General features: G+C 49.2%; 20 protein-coding genes. 8 read left to right on the forward strand and 12 right to left on the reverse strand.

Annotated features, from left to right (window positions below; genetic code table 11):
- Positions 1-107: 107 nt before the first annotated feature.
- Positions 108-1,385, forward strand: coding sequence for a cytochrome P450 (locus ACMAY6_RS10765; RefSeq protein ID WP_435211734.1), 1,278 nt, complete (start codon positions 108-110; stop codon positions 1,383-1,385).
- A gap of 94 nt (positions 1,386-1,479) precedes the next feature.
- Here the strand turns inward: ACMAY6_RS10765 and ACMAY6_RS10770 are convergent, their stop codons facing one another.
- Positions 1,480-1,842: a DCC1-like thiol-disulfide oxidoreductase family protein gene (locus ACMAY6_RS10770; protein WP_435211735.1), complete on the reverse strand. Its 363-nt coding sequence runs from the start codon at positions 1,840-1,842 to the stop codon at positions 1,480-1,482.
- A gap of 421 nt (positions 1,843-2,263) precedes the next feature.
- Between ACMAY6_RS10770 and ACMAY6_RS10775 the strand changes: the two genes are divergently transcribed.
- The 4 genes from ACMAY6_RS10775 (at position 2,264) to ACMAY6_RS10790 (ending at position 4,842) form a co-directional block, all read left to right on the forward strand.
- Positions 2,264-2,647, forward strand: coding sequence for a diacylglycerol kinase (locus ACMAY6_RS10775; RefSeq protein ID WP_435211737.1), 384 nt, complete (start codon positions 2,264-2,266; stop codon positions 2,645-2,647).
- A 437-nt stretch (positions 2,648-3,084) separates the two neighbouring features.
- Positions 3,085-3,474 (forward strand): DUF6249 domain-containing protein, encoded by a 390-nt coding sequence (locus tag ACMAY6_RS10780; RefSeq protein ID WP_435211738.1) that lies wholly within the window; start codon positions 3,085-3,087, stop codon positions 3,472-3,474.
- Positions 3,475-3,477: 3 nt separating this feature from the next.
- On the forward strand, positions 3,478-3,690 hold the full coding sequence (locus ACMAY6_RS10785) for a helix-turn-helix transcriptional regulator (protein ID WP_435211740.1): 213 nt from the start codon (positions 3,478-3,480) through the stop codon (positions 3,688-3,690).
- 330 nt (positions 3,691-4,020) lie between these two features.
- Positions 4,021-4,842 (forward strand): mechanosensitive ion channel family protein, encoded by an 822-nt coding sequence (locus ACMAY6_RS10790; RefSeq protein WP_435211741.1) that lies wholly within the window; start codon positions 4,021-4,023, stop codon positions 4,840-4,842.
- Positions 4,843-5,001: 159 nt separating this feature from the next.
- Here the strand turns inward: ACMAY6_RS10790 and ACMAY6_RS10795 are convergent, their stop codons facing one another.
- From ACMAY6_RS10795 to ACMAY6_RS10805, 3 genes are all read right to left on the reverse strand, one after another.
- Positions 5,002-5,490 (reverse strand): GNAT family N-acetyltransferase, encoded by a 489-nt coding sequence (locus tag ACMAY6_RS10795; protein WP_435211742.1) that lies wholly within the window; start codon positions 5,488-5,490, stop codon positions 5,002-5,004.
- Between the two features lie 290 nt (positions 5,491-5,780).
- Positions 5,781-7,085 (reverse strand): 2OG-Fe(II) oxygenase family protein, encoded by a 1,305-nt coding sequence (locus tag ACMAY6_RS10800; protein ID WP_435211743.1) that lies wholly within the window; start codon positions 7,083-7,085, stop codon positions 5,781-5,783.
- 136 nt (positions 7,086-7,221) lie between these two features.
- On the reverse strand, positions 7,222-8,358 hold the full coding sequence (locus ACMAY6_RS10805; protein WP_435211745.1) for an NADH oxidase: 1,137 nt from the start codon (positions 8,356-8,358) through the stop codon (positions 7,222-7,224).
- Between the two features lie 136 nt (positions 8,359-8,494).
- Here ACMAY6_RS10805 and ACMAY6_RS10810 point away from each other — a divergent pair, with 136 nt between their 5' ends.
- Positions 8,495-8,836, forward strand: a complete 342-nt coding sequence (locus ACMAY6_RS10810) for a winged helix-turn-helix transcriptional regulator (protein WP_435211747.1) — start codon at positions 8,495-8,497, stop codon at positions 8,834-8,836.
- Positions 8,837-9,000: 164 nt separating this feature from the next.
- Here ACMAY6_RS10810 and ACMAY6_RS10815 read toward each other — a convergent pair whose 3' ends face one another.
- From ACMAY6_RS10815 to ACMAY6_RS10830, 4 genes are all read right to left on the reverse strand, one after another.
- A complete protein-coding gene (locus ACMAY6_RS10815; protein ID WP_435211749.1) occupies positions 9,001-9,894 on the reverse strand; it encodes an SDR family NAD(P)-dependent oxidoreductase in 894 nt (297 codons plus the stop codon).
- A 125-nt stretch (positions 9,895-10,019) separates the two neighbouring features.
- On the reverse strand, positions 10,020-10,526 hold the full coding sequence (locus tag ACMAY6_RS10820) for a thioredoxin family protein (protein WP_435211751.1): 507 nt from the start codon (positions 10,524-10,526) through the stop codon (positions 10,020-10,022).
- Positions 10,527-10,792: 266 nt separating this feature from the next.
- The gene (locus ACMAY6_RS10825) at positions 10,793-11,233 is read right to left on the reverse strand and encodes a DUF2141 domain-containing protein (protein WP_435211753.1); all 441 of its coding nucleotides are present in this window, start codon (positions 11,231-11,233) and stop codon (positions 10,793-10,795) included.
- A gap of 163 nt (positions 11,234-11,396) precedes the next feature.
- The gene (locus ACMAY6_RS10830) at positions 11,397-12,377 is read right to left on the reverse strand and encodes an MBL fold metallo-hydrolase (protein ID WP_435211755.1); all 981 of its coding nucleotides are present in this window, start codon (positions 12,375-12,377) and stop codon (positions 11,397-11,399) included.
- Positions 12,378-12,697: 320 nt separating this feature from the next.
- On the opposite strand from ACMAY6_RS10830, the gene ACMAY6_RS10835 reads away from it, so the two are divergent.
- The gene (locus ACMAY6_RS10835; protein WP_435211757.1) at positions 12,698-13,498 is read left to right on the forward strand and encodes a crotonase/enoyl-CoA hydratase family protein; all 801 of its coding nucleotides are present in this window, start codon (positions 12,698-12,700) and stop codon (positions 13,496-13,498) included.
- 97 nt (positions 13,499-13,595) lie between these two features.
- On the opposite strand, the gene ACMAY6_RS10840 is transcribed toward ACMAY6_RS10835, so the two are convergent.
- The 4 genes from ACMAY6_RS10840 to guaB are packed head-to-tail and all read right to left on the reverse strand — an operon-like array spanning position 13,596 to position 17,968.
- Complete coding sequence (locus ACMAY6_RS10840) at positions 13,596-14,699, reverse strand: NAD(P)-dependent alcohol dehydrogenase (protein ID WP_435211758.1); 1,104 nt, start codon at positions 14,697-14,699, stop codon at positions 13,596-13,598.
- On the reverse strand, positions 14,696-14,839 hold the full coding sequence (locus tag ACMAY6_RS10845) for a hypothetical protein (RefSeq protein ID WP_435211760.1): 144 nt from the start codon (positions 14,837-14,839) through the stop codon (positions 14,696-14,698). Before ACMAY6_RS10845 ends, ACMAY6_RS10840 begins: the two co-directional genes overlap by 4 nt.
- A 58-nt stretch (positions 14,840-14,897) precedes the next feature.
- Positions 14,898-16,475: a glutamine-hydrolyzing GMP synthase gene (gene guaA, locus ACMAY6_RS10850; RefSeq protein ID WP_435211761.1), complete on the reverse strand. Its 1,578-nt coding sequence runs from the start codon at positions 16,473-16,475 to the stop codon at positions 14,898-14,900.
- Between the two features lie 23 nt (positions 16,476-16,498).
- Entirely contained in the window at positions 16,499-17,968 is a 1,470-nt protein-coding gene (gene guaB, locus ACMAY6_RS10855; protein WP_435211763.1) for an IMP dehydrogenase, read from the reverse strand.
- A 102-nt stretch (positions 17,969-18,070) separates the two neighbouring features.
- On the opposite strand from guaB, the gene xseA reads away from it, so the two are divergent.
- A complete protein-coding gene (xseA, locus tag ACMAY6_RS10860; RefSeq protein WP_435211765.1) occupies positions 18,071-19,435 on the forward strand; it encodes an exodeoxyribonuclease VII large subunit in 1,365 nt (454 codons plus the stop codon).
- Positions 19,436-19,445: the final 10 nt, after the last annotated feature.

Consider the following 19,445-nt stretch of genomic DNA (forward strand, 5'->3'; position numbering starts at 1 on the left):
CATTAGGCATATTATAAGATCACGATTCATTCTAATAATTAAACAGCGGCCCCAGACTTCGGAAACATGCCCCACTCTGTGTGCCAGCGTAAAGCGGAGATTTTTCAGTGAATCAAGCTATGAGTGACGTCTTTAAGTCGGGCCATGACTACGCCTACAACACCCCATTGGAAGATTTAGACGTTTCGCACCCTCGGTTGTGGCCAAGCGAGGAAATGTGGGCGGTTTTTAAACGTCTTAGAGACGAGGAACCACTGCATTATTGTAAGGCGGGCTGGGATTCAGGCGCACGCGCGCCCGATGATGAACCTGTCGGTCCGTATTGGTCTGTGACGCGGTTTGAGGACATCATGGCTATCGATACCGACCATCATCGATTCTCCTCCGAGCCCGCAATTGTCTTACCGAATCCGGGCAAAGATTTTCCACTGCCCATGTTTATCGCCATGGACCAACCCAAACACGATGTTCAGCGACGAACCGTAGGGCCCGTTGTTTCATCACCCAGCCTCGCCAGGATGTCTGAGCTTATCCGCGAGCGGACCCAGTATGTTCTCGATCGCGTGCCTTTCGACGAAGAGTTTGATTGGGTCGACACAGTATCGATTGAACTCACCACAATGATGCTCGCAACTTTGTTCGATTTTCCCTTTGACGATCGACGAAAATTAACTCGCTGGTCCGACGTCGCTACAGCGGGGCCAGAAACAGGCATCGTTGAAAGCGAAGAACAGCGCCGAGCAGAGCTGATGGAATGCGTCGAGTATTTCATGAACTTGTGGCAGCAAAGAGTCGGTGGCGATGGCCATGATTTAATCACTCTGCTAGCAAACGGTGAAGAAACCCGGAATATGGATACCATGGAGTATCTGGGCAATCTCGTACTGCTAATTGTAGGTGGCAATGATACGACCCGAAATTCCATGTCTGCCTCTGTTTACGGCTCGCACCTATTTCCTGCAGAGTGGGAAAAAGTGCGCGCGAATCGAGACCTGATTCCCAATACGGTGGCAGAGATTATTCGCTGGCAAACACCGTTAGCCTATATGCGACGAACGGCACTCGAGGATGTTGAACTCCACGGCAAAACAATAAAGCGTGGCGACAAAGTGGCCATGTGGTATGCGTCGGGAAATCGTGATGAGCGAAAATTTGACCGGCCCAACGAATTAATCTTTGACCGTGACAATGCTCGAAACCATATTTCTTTTGGTTTCGGCATCCATCGCTGCTTTGGGAATCGCTTGGCTGAGATGCAATTGCAAATCTTATGGGATGAAATGCTGAAGCGTTTTTCCAAAATTGAAGTGATCGAAGAGCCACAGAGAAACTTCTCCAGCTTTGTAAAAGGCTACACAAAAATGCACGTGATTTGTCGCCGCTGATCTACCAGGGGGCGTGCTGAACAACGGGTCTGTCCATGACCGCCAACTCAGCGCCGCTCTAATCAAGGCTTGTTATCTGTGGGCATAGAACCCGCTAGACGACGTCTTTAAAGGGCTTTTTTCGCGCAAAAAATAAATAGATGCGACGAAGAATAACTAGGGTTTTGTACAGTGCGGGCCCCAGAAGTGGTACGTCAAAAAGCCATGCCAATCGATGATAACCAAGCTGCACCAGCAGGTAACTCATCGCTGCATTTTCCAAGAGACGCTGTTCATTAGTTTCAACGACAAATGAGCTGTCAATATCGCAGCCCTCAGCAAGCAAAGCACGCTGGATATCGGGATGTTCTCGCAAATCAATGAGTTCAACACGGACCTTGGATTGAAGTTTTGACATCAGAGCGAAGTTGCGACAGAAATAGCAGCTGCCATCATAAAAAAGCTTCAATTCATTCATACAAATTTTTAGCTCCATTCACATTTAGCATTATGCTCCCGGCGGCTCCCGCTATATTTATTGGTGATCTTCCGAGTTCCCACTGAAAACATTACTCCAACAAGCCTTTCATTTTATGCTTTAACAGGCCCATTGTTTTGCCAACACCCCACACAATGATAACGTAGCGCAAAAAATCGTCCCCGTAGCGCGCCCCTTTGTGCAGAGCTCATAGTGCTTCCCATCAGCAGTTCAACCGTTTTTAGAGCCTAGCACTTGCCACTCTTGCTTTTACTCTGTTTACTGCTCCCACCCAAGATGCAGTGCTATCCGGTGTTGTCGCTGCTTCTTGACCAATGAAAAACTCATGCATTCAGATTCCGGTGAGTAAGTGGAATTAAATCACTAGTGAATACCAGCGCTGCTTAGGGACCATCCAATCATGAAGAAAAATACTGGTGTCACTCGGGTATTACTTGCTTTTAAAAACTCACGGAAAGGCTTCAAATTTCTGATCAAAAACGAGGCCGCTTTTCAACAGGAGCTCGTGCTTGCCATCCTTCTGGCGCCATTGTCTTTTTTAATCAGCCAGAGCTTGAGTGAACTGATTTTGTTACTCCTGACTCTCGCCCTTGTTCTTGTGGTTGAAATTTTAAATACGGCAGTTGAGGCTGTCGTTGATCGTATTGGACTTGAGCATCATGAACTTTCAGGGCTTGCCAAGGATTTGGGCTCAGCGGCTGTTCTACTGTCGCTCCTTTTTGCAGCCGGGGTGTGGCTTGCCTTTTTGTGGCGATATGGCTCCGCCTCATTGGGCGCATCATGAACCCTGCTGGGTGCAGAGGTTGAAGGCTAACTAGGAATAGCCCCACTTCCTAAATTTGTTCGCCTAACGATTGAACTTGCGTCGTTTTTCAATCTGCTACTGGGCTTCTATCCTGCCAAAGCTTGCTTTCTAAATCATTTTTCTCCGCACTTAAGCTTTGCAAAAGCCACGCAAGCCCATTCCCTGCGGGCGCTAAACCACTCACCAACTTCAAAAAAAATGTGCAAATTGTTTAACCAGCACTAGCCCCTTGATAACGAAGCATAGATAAACGAATAAAAAAGCTGTCCGCAGAAAGTCGGATTAGTAATGTAAGCCCCCCCAAAAAAAAAGACAGACATTACGAAGTTGCAACCGTACAAAAGTAACCTTTACTTCCCTTTTTCAAAAATCCTGATATGATACGTAAAGGTTACATACACAAGGACGCGTTACACATGGAAAACTTAATCCCCCTATTTGGAATACTCGCTGGCATTATTATTCCAGTCTCTGTTTTCATCTGGCTCTACTATGATGAAAAGAGCAAAAGAGACGCCGTGATAGAAATTGCCAAACACATGGACGACCCTAAAAAAACCGAACAATTATTGACCCTCTTTGATGAGCGAAAAAAAGAGCCCATCGACTACCGAAGAGGTGGCGTCATCACCATCTTCGTTGGCATTGGTTTGTACCTATTGGGAGCAACAGCGCTAGGCGCACTGCTTGAGGGTGTTGGGCTTCTAGTGGGTGTCATCGGTGTAGGCACGCTGATTGCGGGTTACCTTTACCCCAAAACCAGCCAAGAGATTACCAATGCAGTGGAACGGTTTGAAGGCGACTAGGTCTTGGGAAAACACCACAAAAATTTGCTAAACAATCTTGAGCAATTGAGAAAATCTGCAGACCTCACCCAGCAACAATTATCCGATAGTGCAGGCGTCTCCAGAAAGAGTATCAATGCCATCGAGAACGGCATCTATGTACCTTCGACGGTGCTCGCCCTAAAAATCGCTCAAACGCTAAGATGCACGGTCGATGACTTGTTTCAACTGCCCTAGTTGTCGATCTGACAGGAGAGGAAAACCCTCTCCTATTTCCATCCTTGGCCCGGTATTTGCCGCCACCCCATCACTGCAGCTGTCGCTGTTATAACGATTACGGCAGATATTTGACATGGAGCAACCTGGCTTGTACGCCTCCAAACCTGACTAACACTACCCCTGGGTGTTTTAACCTTATACGTTTCACCTCGTGTGTCTTTACCATTTTCAAAACAAGATTACGCAGGTATCGTGTAGAGGCGGTTTTAGGCTCTCACCGTTTTTACGCTTGAGCTTCGACTGAACCGCTTAGCCTAATGGAATAAGGCGGTAATGGAGACCTTCAACATGGAAGAAGAATTAGCACAAGCCTCTGCAATCTACGATCTGGTCGTCACGTTCCTCATTAACTACAGCTTTCAAATCGTCGGTGCGATCCTCATCTTCGTCGCCGGAATTGTCATAGCCAGTAAAGTGTCAAACTGGCTATTTAAATTTTGTCAATCAAAAGGCCTCGACGTCACCCTCAGCAAGTTTATAGCGAACGTTGTAAAGCTGCTGTTTATTCTCATGGTAGGGATCATTGCCTTGGGTAATCTTGGGATCAGCGTGACGCCTTTTGTCGCGGCAATTGGTGCCTTATCTCTGGGTGCCGGCCTAGCGCTGCAAGGGCTGCTCTCAAACTATGGGGCGGGACTCAATATCATCCTGACCCGCCCCTTTGTGGTGGGTGATACGGTTCTCGTACAAGGTGTGAGTGGGATCGTTCAGGACATAACGCTGTCTACCACTATCTTGGTCGATGAAGATGATGTGCGGATCACCATCCCCAACCGGCACATCGTCGGCGAAATTATTCACAACTCCGGCGCGATGTCACTAGTGGAAACTCACTTCGTCATCCGTTCGAATAGCAATATTCAAGGCGTCCTTGACGACAGTCTTCGAGCGGTTCAAGCCCTCGAAGGCCTTGGTAATGACATCAGGGCTCTTTTTGGGGTAAGCCAACTCAGTGGCTTGGGCGTCGAAATCACTGGCAGAATTTGGGTACCAACCGCGCAGTACTTTTACTTTAAGTATGCAATCAACCAATCACTCCAAGACCGCTTAAAACAGACTGGCGTTGAACTTGCCACACCTGCCCAGACAATACGGTTACAGCAAGATTGAGTGCGATCAAAAAGCCATAGTCGTGAGAACACGCGTCAAAAATGACGTCCTTCACAACGACGCTTCTCAGCTCAGGGCCGCGTAACAATTTTGGCTTGAGCCAAAACCCCATCTGACTCGCCAGTTTTTGTGCGCAGGTTTTCCTTCGGCACAAACCAGTTAAATAGTGACGAGTAATGGCCGCCGCACGCGAAATGCTGCTCGCGACAGTACATATACAGATTTTCCTTCTTCCGCCTGCTGCCAAAAAACCGCACCCAATTTTTCGGTGGCCTTAATAGACCGCCAGTTTGATGCGCCAATGTCGAAGTAAACTGAGTCAACAAACTGAAAACAATAATCGAGCAGCGCTGTTTTTATCAATTGGTTGGCTCCGGTGCCCCAGTACTTTTTGGCAAGAAATGTGTAACCCAACCGAATCGAAGCATCTAAGGGGTCGTGGGCGTAAAATCGTGTGGAACCAATAACAGCCTGAGATTCGCTGTTCACAATGGTATAGCAGCCAAGATCATTACTCAGTCCATCCGCAAAAAACGCGGCAAAAACCTCTCGCCTCCAGCGATTTTGAGCCGGATGCTGCTCCCAAATTAACGGGTCGCTGGCAACCTCGTATAACGCCTCAAAATGATTTTCCTCCGTTTTAATCAAAGATAAATATTCTGCCCTAAGCTTTTCAGGAGGACTCTTAAACACCATCTCTAAGGCCAGTTCGTTTCTGCATGATCAGTATCCAATGTAAATTTAAGCATTGCCAGCGGACCAAGCAGCATAGCGGCGGCATAGTTATCAATTATCGTTTTCGCGACTCAAGGCCAAATGCGCTTTTGGACGAGTCTCAGCAAAATCGAGCGACACTGCGAGTAAGCCGCTCGCGCTTATCCACTGAAATACAAAGCACAATCGGTCATTATTTTGTAAGCGTGTAAACAAAAAGAATCTCAAGCACGAACTAAAAGGTCGGGTTTGACATCAAAAGCGAGTGTCACTCTCCGTTCTGTGGCGCTAAACGGTACAGTTTTGTGGAAAATCGAGGAAGGAAAAAGAACAATATCACCCTCTTCAATATCGAGCTCTTTGCTCGGAAAATCTCTGTCGTCGGCAGGGTAATTTCCTCCATCAAGATCAAAAATAATATTCCCCTCGCTAGCCCCCTCTGGCTTGCTAAGCTTCAGGTAAAGGCTGCCGCTCAGCCACCCCTCTTTGTGCATATGCGAACCCAAGCTTCCGCCCTTTTTTAAATCAATGAACCAGCCATGCAGGGTCGTCTGCGGTGGCCATTTCGATATCAGTCCGGCATCAAACTGCTGATATTTTTCTCTGTAATGCGCAATTCTCGACTCGATAATAGCCTTGATCTTGCTAATAGCTGGGTCATTCAGTAGGAATAAATTACCGGCTGACTGGCCACCCTTATTAATTAAAGCCTGCGGTGAGGATTCAAGCTCATGTGCAAGGGTGAGTAACCTATCTGTTAAGCCGCGGTCAAACCCTTCAGAGGCGGAAAGCTTTGAATGGCTGATGAAGCGAAATGAATCGGTGCAAAACGCATTTCTGTCCTGAAAACCATAGCGGATCGACGCGTGGGTTTGAACTGCCGCTATTAGTGGGTCAATGTGCCCCAATTCAGACAGCGCCGCCGCCTCTTTCTCATAGACTGCCTTGTTTTTCGATCGGTAAATGCACTCCAAACGATGTGACATGCTAAGGCGCTGATTACTCAGCCCGTAATGCTTAATAGCGGCATCGAAATGTTCCTCGCCACCCTTCCTGTAAATCTCGGCTACTCTGTAGTTAATTTTTTGGAGCTGCTCTGCAGGTATGTCTCTCACCTCACTCTGCATCTTTTCATAGAGTCGGAGGGCCAAATCATTTTTAGCTTGCATGACATAGACGTTGCCCAACCCTAAGTAGGCGTTAATGTGATTGGCATCAACACTCAAAACTTTTTCGAAAAGCTCTTGGGCCTCTGTTAGGCGCCCTTGATCGGAATAAATATTGCCTAAATTTGCTAAAAACATGGTGTTGCTTGGGTTGTTGATCAGAAGGTTTTCATAAATCTCAACTGACCGATCAATTTCGCCCAGACGCTTATGCGCTAGTGCCAGGATGTTAACGGCGGTTGCACTCTGGTGATCTTTTATTACTTTTTTGGCCTCTGTTATCGCGAGACCGAAATCCCCGCGCTGAAATATAGCCGTCAACGCTTGCAGGCTTTTTTCTCGACTATCTTCTTCTTTTTTCATAAGAATGTACGTCGTGACTGGGAAGGTATTTTAGATAAGTTGCTAATGCTACAACTGACTAGCAAACCCAGTCTACCCATGACCACCTTCCCTGCTCCCCCACCGAGGTGGTCATGCCCAGAGGGGGTCAACCACACTATTTATTGGGATTTACCAAATACTTCTCACCCGTCGCTTGCTTGGCATAGCCTCGAATGATTTCCGGCTGCATCATTTCTGCCAGAGAAATTTCCTGCGTGTAATGGCTGGCAAAGGTCGTGTTGATATCACGCGCCACGCGCTCACGCATTTGCTGGAACCTCTCCATGCCGATACGACCAATCATTGGCGTTAACAGCCAACCTCCTAAACCCCACTGCAAACCAAAGGAGCGGTTCAAAATAGTAGGCGACATGTCTAGACCACCGTAGATGTACACCTGCTTATAGACATCGGACCCGTAGCGGCTGTACTCCTTGGCAGTCTTATTGGCTGCAATCTCCATGGCCGCCAGTATTTGGCCCGGCAGCTTTCCGCCATTACCACCACCGGTAGCGTCGAAGCCCAAAGTAGCGCCCGTTGCAACCAGTGCATCCACGAGATCAGCCATAAAACTATCGGCACTGGTATCGCAAATGTATTCTGCTCCCAACTTTTTAAGCACTTCTACCTGTTCAGGCTTTCTCACTACGTTAATGAGGGGGACCCCATCTTCCTGGCAAATCTTCACAAGCATTTGGCCAAGGTTTGAGGCCGCAGCGGTGTTGAGAATCGCGCTGTGATTTTCCAACCGCATGGTTTCAATAAAGGCCAAAGCAGTCAGTGGGTTTACAAAGGAAGACGCCGCTTCAGTTGGGGTGGTGCCTTCGTTCATTACCAGACAGCTCTGTGCTGGCAAGCAGCGGTATTCGCTATACATAGCGCCACCAGCGGCCCCAACAGTTTTGCCGATCAGATGCTTGGCATTGACACCTGCGTCAACAACAACGCCACCACCTTCGTTCCCCACCGGCATAGATTCACCCATGCGGGGCTTCAGCGCACCCATCATCGCTGGGTGCAATTCCATAGAAGTCACGGTTTGATCACCCGAGCCAGAGACCGACAGTGTGTCTAGGTTAGCGGCAAAGCTAATCAACAGGGCAAGGTCGGAGGGGTTAATCGGGGCTGCCCCGACTTCTAGAAGCACCTCATTGTCACCCGGGACAGGGCGCTCTTGAACTGCGATGGACAGTTCTAATGTCCCTTCACTGGTGACTGTAGAACGTATTTCTCTTGAGCTATTCGCTGACATGGAGTCTCTCTCTTAGGTGGCAGGTGCTAAAAATGATGTCTGTATTGGGCGGTTACCAAACTTGAGGTATGATATTGGTTGTTAGTATTTTTTTTCAAGTAGGCAATAAATTCATACCGTAAAAAAAGTGAACACCATGAGCGAATGCAAAAGCCCTGTGAGCACCGCCCTGAGCCTAATCGGCGGCAAGTGGAAGATAGCGATCATCTATAACCTTCGGCAAGAACCGGTGCGCTTTGGTGAACTGAAGCGAATTCTCGCCCCGATAACGCAACAAATGCTGACCAAACAGCTGCGCGAAATGGAACGCGACTGTTTAATCCATCGAAAAGTCTATGAAGTGATTCCACCGAAGGTTGAATACTCGCTGACTGACTTCGGGAGATCCTTTATGCCGGTAATGGAATCGCTGTGTAAATGGAGCACTGAAAACAAAGAACTTATGCAGTCGATATCCAAAGATAGCCAAGTGGGATAAGCATTGGCGAACTCAACACTGCCGGACTGCACAGTGCATTCACACACAGGGCTTTCACCCCGCTGGAAAAACTATTGCTGATACCGTGTGCCAATCATGCCTATGATCGCAGCCTGTCTACATATTTTGTGGCCGACGGTGAGCAGCGCTCTCACAGCCTTACCTCACAACATATCGAGCTTTTGATCCACTAGGTGTTGTAGCAAGGGACTTTTGCCAGCATTAACAAAGGCCTCATCAATTCGCGCCGATCGATATTGCGTCACAGGACGATAGTTAGGGTGGGTGAAAATGTAGAGCTCACCCTCATTCAGCGCCTCAACAACTCGCTTGCCGACAAGATCCACATCAATGCCGTTTTGAACCATTTCCCGCGCCCTTTTTGAGAAGCTGCTTTCATCGCCGGGACTCAGCGTTTTGGATTTATATTGCGCCGGGCGATTTCTTTCTGAATCGTAGATACGTGTCTGAACAAACGCCGGGCACAACACGGCCACATGTATGCTCTTCGACTTCAACTCTTCAGACCAAGCCTCAGACAAGGCAACAACGGCCGCCTTGGTCGCGTTGTAGGCGCCACTGTAGGGGACGCCGCCCATTCCCGCCATTGACGCGACATTGACAATCCATCCGCCCTCACCGTGCTCCTTAATCAGGGGCACCACAACCTTAGCACCGTAGACCACGCCCATTAGGTTAACGTCTAGCGCCCACTGCCACCCCTCTTTCTCCTGACTTTCTATCGGCCCTGAATCACCACCCACGCCAGCATTGTTCACCACCATATGAATGTTGCCAAAGCGCTCTACAGCCGCCTCGGCAGCTGATTGCCACTGCCCTTCATCGGCCACGTCCAAAGACACAGCCAGCACTGAAACCCCCAGTGACTGCAGCTCTAATCGTGCGCGCTCTAGGTTGTCTCTATCGATATCTGCAAGGACAACGTTCATCTGTTGCTCGCCTAAGGCCTTTGCAATAGACAGACCAATACCCTCGGCTCCTCCGCTGATAATTGCGGTCTTTCCTTGAAATTGCGACGTGCTATTTTCTTGAGACACTTTTAAAAACTCTCCAGCTCAATGTTCGAACGGCTTTACCAACTAAGAAGCTGGCAGCGCGAGATGATGCAGCGTATTACCACGGCGTGTTAAAAACTTCTCAGCACAGACGGCCGACTTACCAATCATTCACTCAGCAACTCAACCATTGCTTCTTCGAGGGTTTTGGCAGGCTTTTCTATAATTCTGCCAATCTCTTCTTGTTGCCGAAAAAAAATAAAGGTGGGGGTAAACTCAACGCCATTGGCTACGGCGAGCCCCCCCGGGTCTGTTTTAGAAAAATCCAGAGTGACCATTTTTATATGAGCTTCAGGTAGGCCAACAGCCTCCAAAATCTTCAGCATTCGAGGAACCTCACGCTGGCTGTCGTGACACCAGGTTCCAAAAAAGATCAGCACGCTGACATCAGCGGGTATCTTGGCGGCGTCCTCAAGTACTTCGTATTGATCAAAATCTTCTTGAAATTTTGGATGCTGAAGGAGAAGCGCCTCCTTGCTGATAACAGCCGAGTTTTGGATGCTGTCGTCAGCCAGCAACGCGCCGCTGCAACACAGCACAACTACCATAAAAATTTGAAAAAGCTTTGAAATAAACGCCTTGGGGTCTGGTTCCGGGTAGAACGTAATTGGCATCAGGGGTTTCATTTTCTCTCGACAACGGCGTACTCGAAACATGTGCTTATATTAACACCTCACGGCTTCACAGAGCGCATTTCTGGAGCTTTAGAACAACTGAATTCTTTTCTTCCCAGAACATGTTTTTTGGCTCTGAGCTTGCGCGCCTATCAAGCCAGTACAAGTCACTTTAGTGTCTCATCACGCATGAAAACGCTGTAACGACAGCAAACACGCCAATAGGCTTCAAACGAGCTAGTGACGCCATTAATGAACTCCACTGCCTAGTCGAGTAATTTAATAGGCATTTCAAGATCCTCGTCACCCACACGAAACGCGGCGTCTTTATACTTTGGGGGCCCAAACTTGGGGACAGCACCGTTGGACAAGCCTGTGGGCTCTTTGGGTATACCGATGAAATTGGTGTCCATCTTGCCGTTATCGTTGTCATCATGATGAACAGAGATCGCGTATTCTCCGGGTTCAACTTCAAAGCTTGTCGTAACCACGCCACCCACCTTATGTTCTAGCACGGTCAGGCTACGCTTATGCACCATACTGCTGCCCAGCCAATCATTTTTGTTGTCATAAATCGCGATGTTAAGCGCACCGACGTCCGAGCGAACGTCACTGATGACGACGGTTAAAGTGGCGCCACTGACCTGAGAGCCAGCCAACAACGCAGCGCCAACCAAAAAAGCTTTACACCCTGCGATACGACCCATTCAGCTTCTCCTATGTATTGGAAATCAGGCTAGTGCCACAAGCGTTGATGCCAAAAGTCAGATCTCTGTTTTTTATATGTGTTCCCCAAGCCGCCTATACCGCCCAGTGTCCTAAGCAGTTCTGACACCCACTCACCGGTTAAACGCGACCTTTTCGCGGTTTTTAATCTGACTTTTTATTCACGTTTAGCTCGGGATAGGTAGGCTTCCACTTCTGTAACCACTTTGGCTCTGCGAGGAGCTGAACACGCTCACTTACGGCATAAGCGACCGGATAAATTCCATTAGATTTTAATGCACCCGACTGAATAGCATTCAGAGCATCCTGCAGCTGAACAACTGTTTCAAAAGTGAGCTCAGGAACGCCCAAAGCGTCATCTCTATGTGCCCCAAATACGCGAAGTTCAACGCCACTCGCGGACCCAATGGTTCGCGCACCCTGTAAATAATCTCCCATATTGCTGTTTGGAAGAAAGCCATACAGTTGTCCCGGATACAAAAAATCCCCGGCAAATAAATAGCGTGCTTCTTCATCGAGCAGCGAAATAGAATCCTGCGTATGCCCCGGCGTATACAGAACCCTCAGAGAGCGACCACCCAAGTCGATCGTTTCATTGGGAGCAAACCATTCACTTACCGTCAATTCAGGCAGTGGATAGCCCTCCACCTCACCCAAGTGCTCAAATCGGGTCAGCTGTAACTTGTTATTTTCCGCACGCGCTCTCAGGTGTGGCAGGTCCACAAGTGCCGTGCGATCAAAGACCACATCATTGCCAATATGATCGTAATGTAAGTGTGAAGGGATAAACGTTATCGGAAGATCCGTTAGGCTCGCAACAACCGCACCAATATTGCGCTGACCGGTACCCGCATCGAAAACAACAGCCCTGCTGTCACCCAATATCAAGTAATTAAAGTTAAGCTGGTAATACCTCGTCTCACCTATCGCAAATGTTCTCTCATCGATTTTGTGAATCGTGTAGTAATCATCGAACCAAACAGCCCCTTCTCCCTCATCACGCGGATCGAGTAGCTGGGGTAATTCCGTTGAGGTCATTGAATAAATGAGGATGTTAGCGCGCTGATAGATAATGATTGAAGTGAGAACTAATAGAGCTACTACGACGATACTGATCGCTTTCAATGTCATCACTCCTCAATTGAGCGTTGCTGTACCGCAGATTATCAAAGACACGCACCTTTGCGCCGACGAACAGCCTTTTGTCTGGTTATGGAAGCTCTGACCGACACCCCCTGTCAAGTACGACGCGCGAACCAAGGGCGTAAGCCATGACTCGATAATTTCTGATTCACATTGATATTTAGACATAAAAATTCGGGCTTGACGCTAAAAGCATGCATCACCCGCATAAAAAATCTTCCTAAAAATATGACATTTCGATACTTTGCATTGATTATGCGCACGCCCCGTCAGATAAAGATGCCGATTTAAAGGAAGAAATTATGGCTGTTAGGATCGAAAAAAACTCCAACGTTTGGACGATAATTCACGATCGACCAGAAGCCAAAAATGCCATGGATCCTGACTCTGCTGATGCGCTAGTTGAGGCTTTCGAGGCTTTTGAAAAAAGCGATGCCAGAGTTGGAGTGCTGTGGGGAGCCGGTGGAAGTTTTTGCGCCGGATGGGACCTCAAGTACGCTGCTTCAATGTCAGCAGACGAGCGCGCGAACATACGAGAATTTGATTTTCCCATCGGGTCAGCGCCGGCACCACGCGGCAGCCTAGGACCCACCCGAATGGAGTTAACAAAGCCTGTCATTGCAGCCGTAGAGGGGCCGGCAGTTGCAGGGGGCATGGAGCTGGCGATGTGGTGTGACATCAGGGTGATGTCGGAGGCTGCCTACTTTGGTGTTTTTTGCCGACGCTGGGGCATTCCGCTTCAAGATGGAGGGGCCGTTCGCTTGCCACGCCTTATAGGTCAAGGAAAAGCACTGGAAATCGCCATGACAGGCCGCAAAGTACCGGCCGGTGAATGCTACAGTATTGGCCTGTGTGAAAGAGTGGTTCCCGAGGGTGAGGCGCTTCAGGCCGCTGAAGCCATGGCGCATGAGATCGCCAAATTCCCTCAACAAGCCATGCTGGCCGACCGCCGTTCGATCGTCGAAACCCATGGCCTAACCGTGCGAGAGGCGCTGAAAATTGAATGGGCCAATGGTCTGGCTGCAGTGAGTAATGAAGGCTTCGATGGCGCGGCTCGATTCACCGGCGGTTTAGGTCGGCACGGAGACTTTGAGGAAATTTGACGCCAAAGGAACGCCAAAGTAGCGGGAACCGAAAAAGGTATAAACAAGTTTTGAGGCGTTCAAAATCGCAGGTAATTGAGTATGGTTAGCCTAGTTATTATTTTGAAATAGTTATAATAATCTTGCCTCTTGTACGACCTGATTCAGAATAGTTTATTGCGTCTTGAATTTCATCAAGCGAATACCGACGATCAATCACAGAACTTAGCTGACCCTGACGCATCAACTCAGCTAAGGATTCGAGATCTTTACTGTTAAATTGGGCAACAAATTGTTGTAGCTCCTGGTCAACAAAATTATTCATAATGACTGCTTTAATGGAGGGTATAAGCGGGCCAATCCAGTTACCTTTGCCTCCACCGACGATAACCATTCTTCCCTGCTTCTTTAAAACCTTAAGGTTATCAGATATTGAGTGATTGCTAATCATGTCAACAATCAAATCATATCGCTCATCTGATTCGATATAGCTCTCAGTTTTATAATTGAACATATGGTCAGCACCCAATAAAGTAACCATCTCGATATTTCGTCCGCTGGATACGCCATGTACTTCAGCACCAAATGACTTAGCAATTTGTACTGCATATGTACCAACGCCCCCAGATGCTCCATTAATTAAAACTTTTTGCCCAGGCTCTAGTTGGCCCTTGTCACGCAAAGCTTGCAATGCTGTTAAGGCTGCAATCGGCATGGCTGCTGACTGCTCAAACGAAACATCTGTAGGTTTGTGGGCCACTGATTTGCTGGCATTGGCCAAAACATACTCAGCAAATGGACCGCCACCACCGCCAAACACAGCATCACCAATTTTAAATTTAGTTACATCGCTACCAACTTTTTCAACTATGCCAGCAAAATCAGTGCCAATTCTCTGATCATTCGGCGCACCGATTCCAGTCATCAGGCGCATAATATAGGGTGAGCCGCGCATGTAATGCCAATCCACTGGGTTTACCGCGGCGGCCTTAACTCGCACTAAAATTTGATGTGCAAGTGGCTCAGGGATTTCAATAACGGACTGCTCAAGCACCTCAGGTCCTCCATAACAGCGGTAAATTATGGCCTTCATGGGATTATTAATCTCTCTTATGACTGGCGACTCACAATTTTTTGTATAGGCAAGTGTGACTGCTAGGGTAGAAACAGTAACGAGGGTTAATGCAATTGCTCCATTTAGGATTTTGTAACGCAATTTCATTTTTCTTTTCCTAAATTCATTAAAGAAACTGTTGCTAATATGACAAGCATTAAAATAGCAAACTGTTTTTCATCAACTATCGAAACAACAAGGATAGCTGCTGCCCACATGATCGATTGACTAATCATAATTTTTTTCATATTAATTTCTCCTTTTCATTCCCACTCAATATTTACTAAGTTATTGATTTTATTCACTTTATTCCCACTCAATAGTGGCCGGCGGCTTTCCTGAAATATCGTAGGTGACTCTCGAGATACCGGAGATCTCATTGATGATGCGATTGGAAACTACCTCGAGTAACTCATAAGGCAGGTGTGCCCAGCGCGCGGTCATGAAATCAACGGTTTGCACTGCACGAATGGCGATAACGTATTCATAGCGGCGACCATCGCCCACTACTCCCACAGATTTCACAGGCAGAAAAACCGCAAAAGCTTGACTGGTTTTGTCGTACCACCCCGACCGGTGCAACTCTTCGATGAAAATCGCATCGGCCTGGCGCAACAAATCGGCGTATTCTTTTTTCACCTCACCGAGAATGCGCACACCGAGACCGGGCCCAGGGAATGGATGGCGGAAGACCATGTCTTTAGGTAAGCCCAGCTCTAGCCCAATGCGACGTACTTCATCTTTAAACAATTCCCGCAAGGGCTCCACGAGTTCGAGGGCCATGTCGTCAGGGAGGCCACCTACATTGTGGTGTGATTTGATCACGTGAGCCTTGCCAGTTTTTGACCCAGCCGACTCAATCACATCGGGGTAAATTGTGCCCTGAGCAAGCCACTTCACATCGGTAATTTTCGTCGCTTCTTCATCAAAGACTTCAATAAAAGTATTACCAATAGCTTTGCGCTTAGCCTCGGGATCACTCACCCCTTTCAGCTTTCCTAAAAAACGCGCTTCGGCATTGGCGCGGATCACACGCACCCCCATGTTTTGCGCAAACATAGCCATTACCTGTTCGCCCTCGTCGAGGCGTAACAAGCCGTTATCTACAAACACACAAGTGAGCTGATCACCAATAGCACGATGCAACATTGCAGCCACAACGGAAGAATCGACACCGCCCGACAACCCCAGTAGTACGCGATCGGTACCGACCTGCGCACGCACACGCTGAATCGCGTCCTCGACAATATTTGCGGGGGTCCAAAGCGCCTCACAGCCACAAATCTCCAAGACAAAATGCTCAAAGATTCGCTCGCCTTGCGCCGTGTGAGTCACTTCAGGATGAAACTGAATACCAAACCATGGCTTGGCGTTATGAGCCATACCGGCAATGGGGCAACTGTCGGTTTCAGCAATACACTGGAAATTGGGCGGTAAAGAAACGACCTTGTCACCGTGGCTCATCCAGACATCGAGCAGTGCTTGACCGCTGTTATCTTGATGATCGCTAATGTCTTGAAGAAGCCCACCGTCTGCGCTGCGACGTATTTGGGCATAGCCGAATTCTGACGTGTCTGAGCCTTGAACTTCCCCACCCATTTGCACGGCCATGGTTTGCATGCCGTAGCAAATGCCCAATACCGGCACGTCCAGTTCAAACACCACCTCAGGCGCTCTGGGAGAGTCAGCCTCGGTCACCGACTCGGGGCCACCCGACAGCACAATACCGCTGGGATTAAAGGCGCGGATATCAGCCTCAGTGATATCCCAAGCATAAATCTCGCTATACACCCCAGCTTCACGTACACGTCGTGCGATCAGCTGCGTGTATTGCGAACCAAAATCTAATATAAGAATGCGGTGCTGATGAATATCTGCAGTCACAAAAGCCTCGATGTCAGAACCGTTTAACGAACAGGGTAATTGGGTGCTTCTTTGGTAATGGAGACGTCATGCACGTGCGACTCTGACATGCCAGCTGTCGTCACACGAACAAAGGTAGGACGGGTGCGCATATCAGGAATGGTGGCACAGCCCGCATAACCCATGGCTGAGCGCACACCGCCCATGAGCTGCTGAATAATCTGGGAAACAGGACCTTTGTAAGGCACGCGACCTTCAATACCCTCAGGTACGAGCTTCTCGGCACCCACACTGGAGTCTTGGAAATACCGATCAGAGGAACCTTGTTTTTGCGCCATGGCCCCAATCGAGCCCATGCCACGGTAGGCCTTGTAGGTTCGGCCCTGATAAAGCTCTACCTCACCCGGCGCCTCTTCGGTACCGGCAAACATTGAGCCCATCATGACAGCATGCCCGCCAGCCACGATCGCTTTTGCAATATCTCCAGAAAAACGAACGCCGCCATCCGCGATAATGGGAATGTCACGATCGCCCAATGCCTCGGCAACATTAGAGATGGCGGTGATTTGCGGAACCCCCGTGCCGGTGACAATTCGTGTTGTACAAATCGAGCCGGGGCCTATGCCCACTTTCACTCCGTCAGCACCGGCTTCATAAAGGGCCAAGGCCGCCTCACCGGTCGCAATGTTGCCGCCGATAACATCAACGCCGCGATACTGCTCTTTAATCAGCCGAACCCGTTCGATCACATTCTTTGAGTGGCCGTGAGCCGTATCGACCACCAGCACATCGACACCTGCAGCCACCAACGCATCAATACGCTCATCCGTATCGGGACTGGTGCCTACAGAAGCGCCCACGCGCAAACGCCCTAAATGATCCTTACAAGCCAGAGGGAAGCTTTCGGCTTTGTCGAAGTCCTTGACGGTAATCATGCCGCAAAGGTCAAAGTCATCGTTCACCACTAAGATTTTTTCAATACGGTGCTGATGCAAAAGTTGCTGAACTTCATCAGAGGGCGCACCCTCACGAACCGTTACCAATCGATCGCGTGGGGTCATAATCGCGGAGATGGGTTTGGTCAGATCGGTCTCAAAACGCACATCCCTGCGCGTCACAATGCCCACCAGATCGCTCCCACGCAGTACAGGCACGCCTGATATACCGTTGGCACGAGTGAGCTCGTATAACTCATTAATAGTGGCGCTTTCCTGAATGGTAATAGGGTCTTTAACCACCCCACTCTCATATTTCTTGACGCGCCTAACCTCGTCAGCCTGCTCGGCTACGGTCATATTTTTATGGATGATACCCACCCCACCATCCTGAGCCAGCGCAATAGCTAAACGCGCTTCGGTCACGGTATCCATGGCAGCTGACAACAGGGGAATATTCATGGCAATGTTGCGGGTCAGGTGGGTCGCAAGGGACACATCCTTCGCCGTTACCTCTGAGTAACCCGGCTGCAGGAGTACATCATCAAATGTCAGTGCTTCCTGGGCGATTCGCAGCATAAAATCCTCGATAGCAACCGGGGTTTTGGGTCCGGTGTCTGGTAAACAGGGTAGTATAACGTTTGCAGCCAAACTCGGTAAATAAGGTCGAGCATAAGAACTTTGATCGATATCAACGAAAAATCGACGACTATTAGCGTCAGCGAGCTCACCCAACGGGCAAAAAGCCTGCTGGAGGGCCACTTTGCCCGTGTCGATGTCGAGGGTGAAATCAGCGACTTCACCGCCGCGAGCTCAGGACACTGGTATTTCACCCTTAAAGATAGCGAATCACAGGTGCGCTGCGCGATGTTCCGCTCGGCCAATGCCAAACTCCGCTTTAAGCCCAGCAGAGGCGATCGCGTTCAGGTTAGGGCTAGAGTGAGCCTGTATACCAACCGCGGGGAATTTCAGCTCATTGCGCAACACATACAGCCTGCAGGCGACGGCGCACTGCAGCAGGCCTTTGAACAACTGAAGGCCAAACTTTTCGAAGAAGGGCTTTTTGCCGTCGAGCGCAAGCAGCCGGTCCCCAATACTGCCCGGCGTATTGGCGTCATCACCTCAGGGAGCGGCGCAGCACTTCATGACATTCTTGCGGTTCTAGAGCGTCGAAGCCCAATGACGGAAGTTTTCCTGTTTCCAGTTCCTGTCCAGGGCGCAGATGCCCCAGAGGCATTAGTTCAAGCCGTTGATCAGGCCAATGCCTTGCATCAGCAGCAACTCCTGCCCCTCGATGTGTTGATTGTTGGTCGTGGCGGAGGCTCTGCCGAAGACTTGTGGGCGTTTAATGACGAAGCCCTCGCGAGGGCCATCGCAAACTCAAAGCTCCCCATCGTCTCGGCGGTAGGTCATGAAGTCGATTTCAGCATCTCAGACTTTGTGGCAGACCAGCGCGCTGCAACCCCCTCTGCTGCCGCCGAACTGGTCAGTCTTGACCAATCTGAATGGAGCCAGCGCCTCGATGATGCGCAACGTATTCTGCAAGGCCTCATGGCTAGACGCCTTAAGCAGGAACGCTCAGTCTTGGGGCATTGGCGAGCGCGTTTGCGTCACCCGGGCACCACCTTGAGACAGCAACGCCAATTACTCGAAAGCCGCAAGCAGCAGCTCTCTTTACTAATGGGAAATCGGCTAAGACTGCAGCGCTCGGCGCTGACGAACCTAAACAAGCAGGTTCAGTCGCGCCACCCACGAACGGGTATCGAGCATCAGACGTCGCTACTCGCGCAACGCAAGCGCGAATTGCAGCAGCTGATTCAAGGCAGCATGCGCAGATTTAGAGGAAGTTTAGAGCAACAGGAACAGATAATTCGTACCTTAGGGCCAGAGAATACTTTGGCGAGAGGTTACGCGCTGGTCACAGGGCCTGATGGCCAAATTATTCGCAACGCAGAAAAGGCACCCCCTCAAACAGAGGTGCGAATACGGTTAGCAAAAGGCGAACTTGCAGCTGAAGTGATCGCTGTTGACACCCCAAAAAAATAGAGCGTCAGAC

The sequence above is a fragment of the Luminiphilus sp. nBUS_16 genome (assembly GCF_051201645.1).
GTDB lineage: Bacteria > Pseudomonadota > Gammaproteobacteria > Pseudomonadales > Halieaceae > Luminiphilus.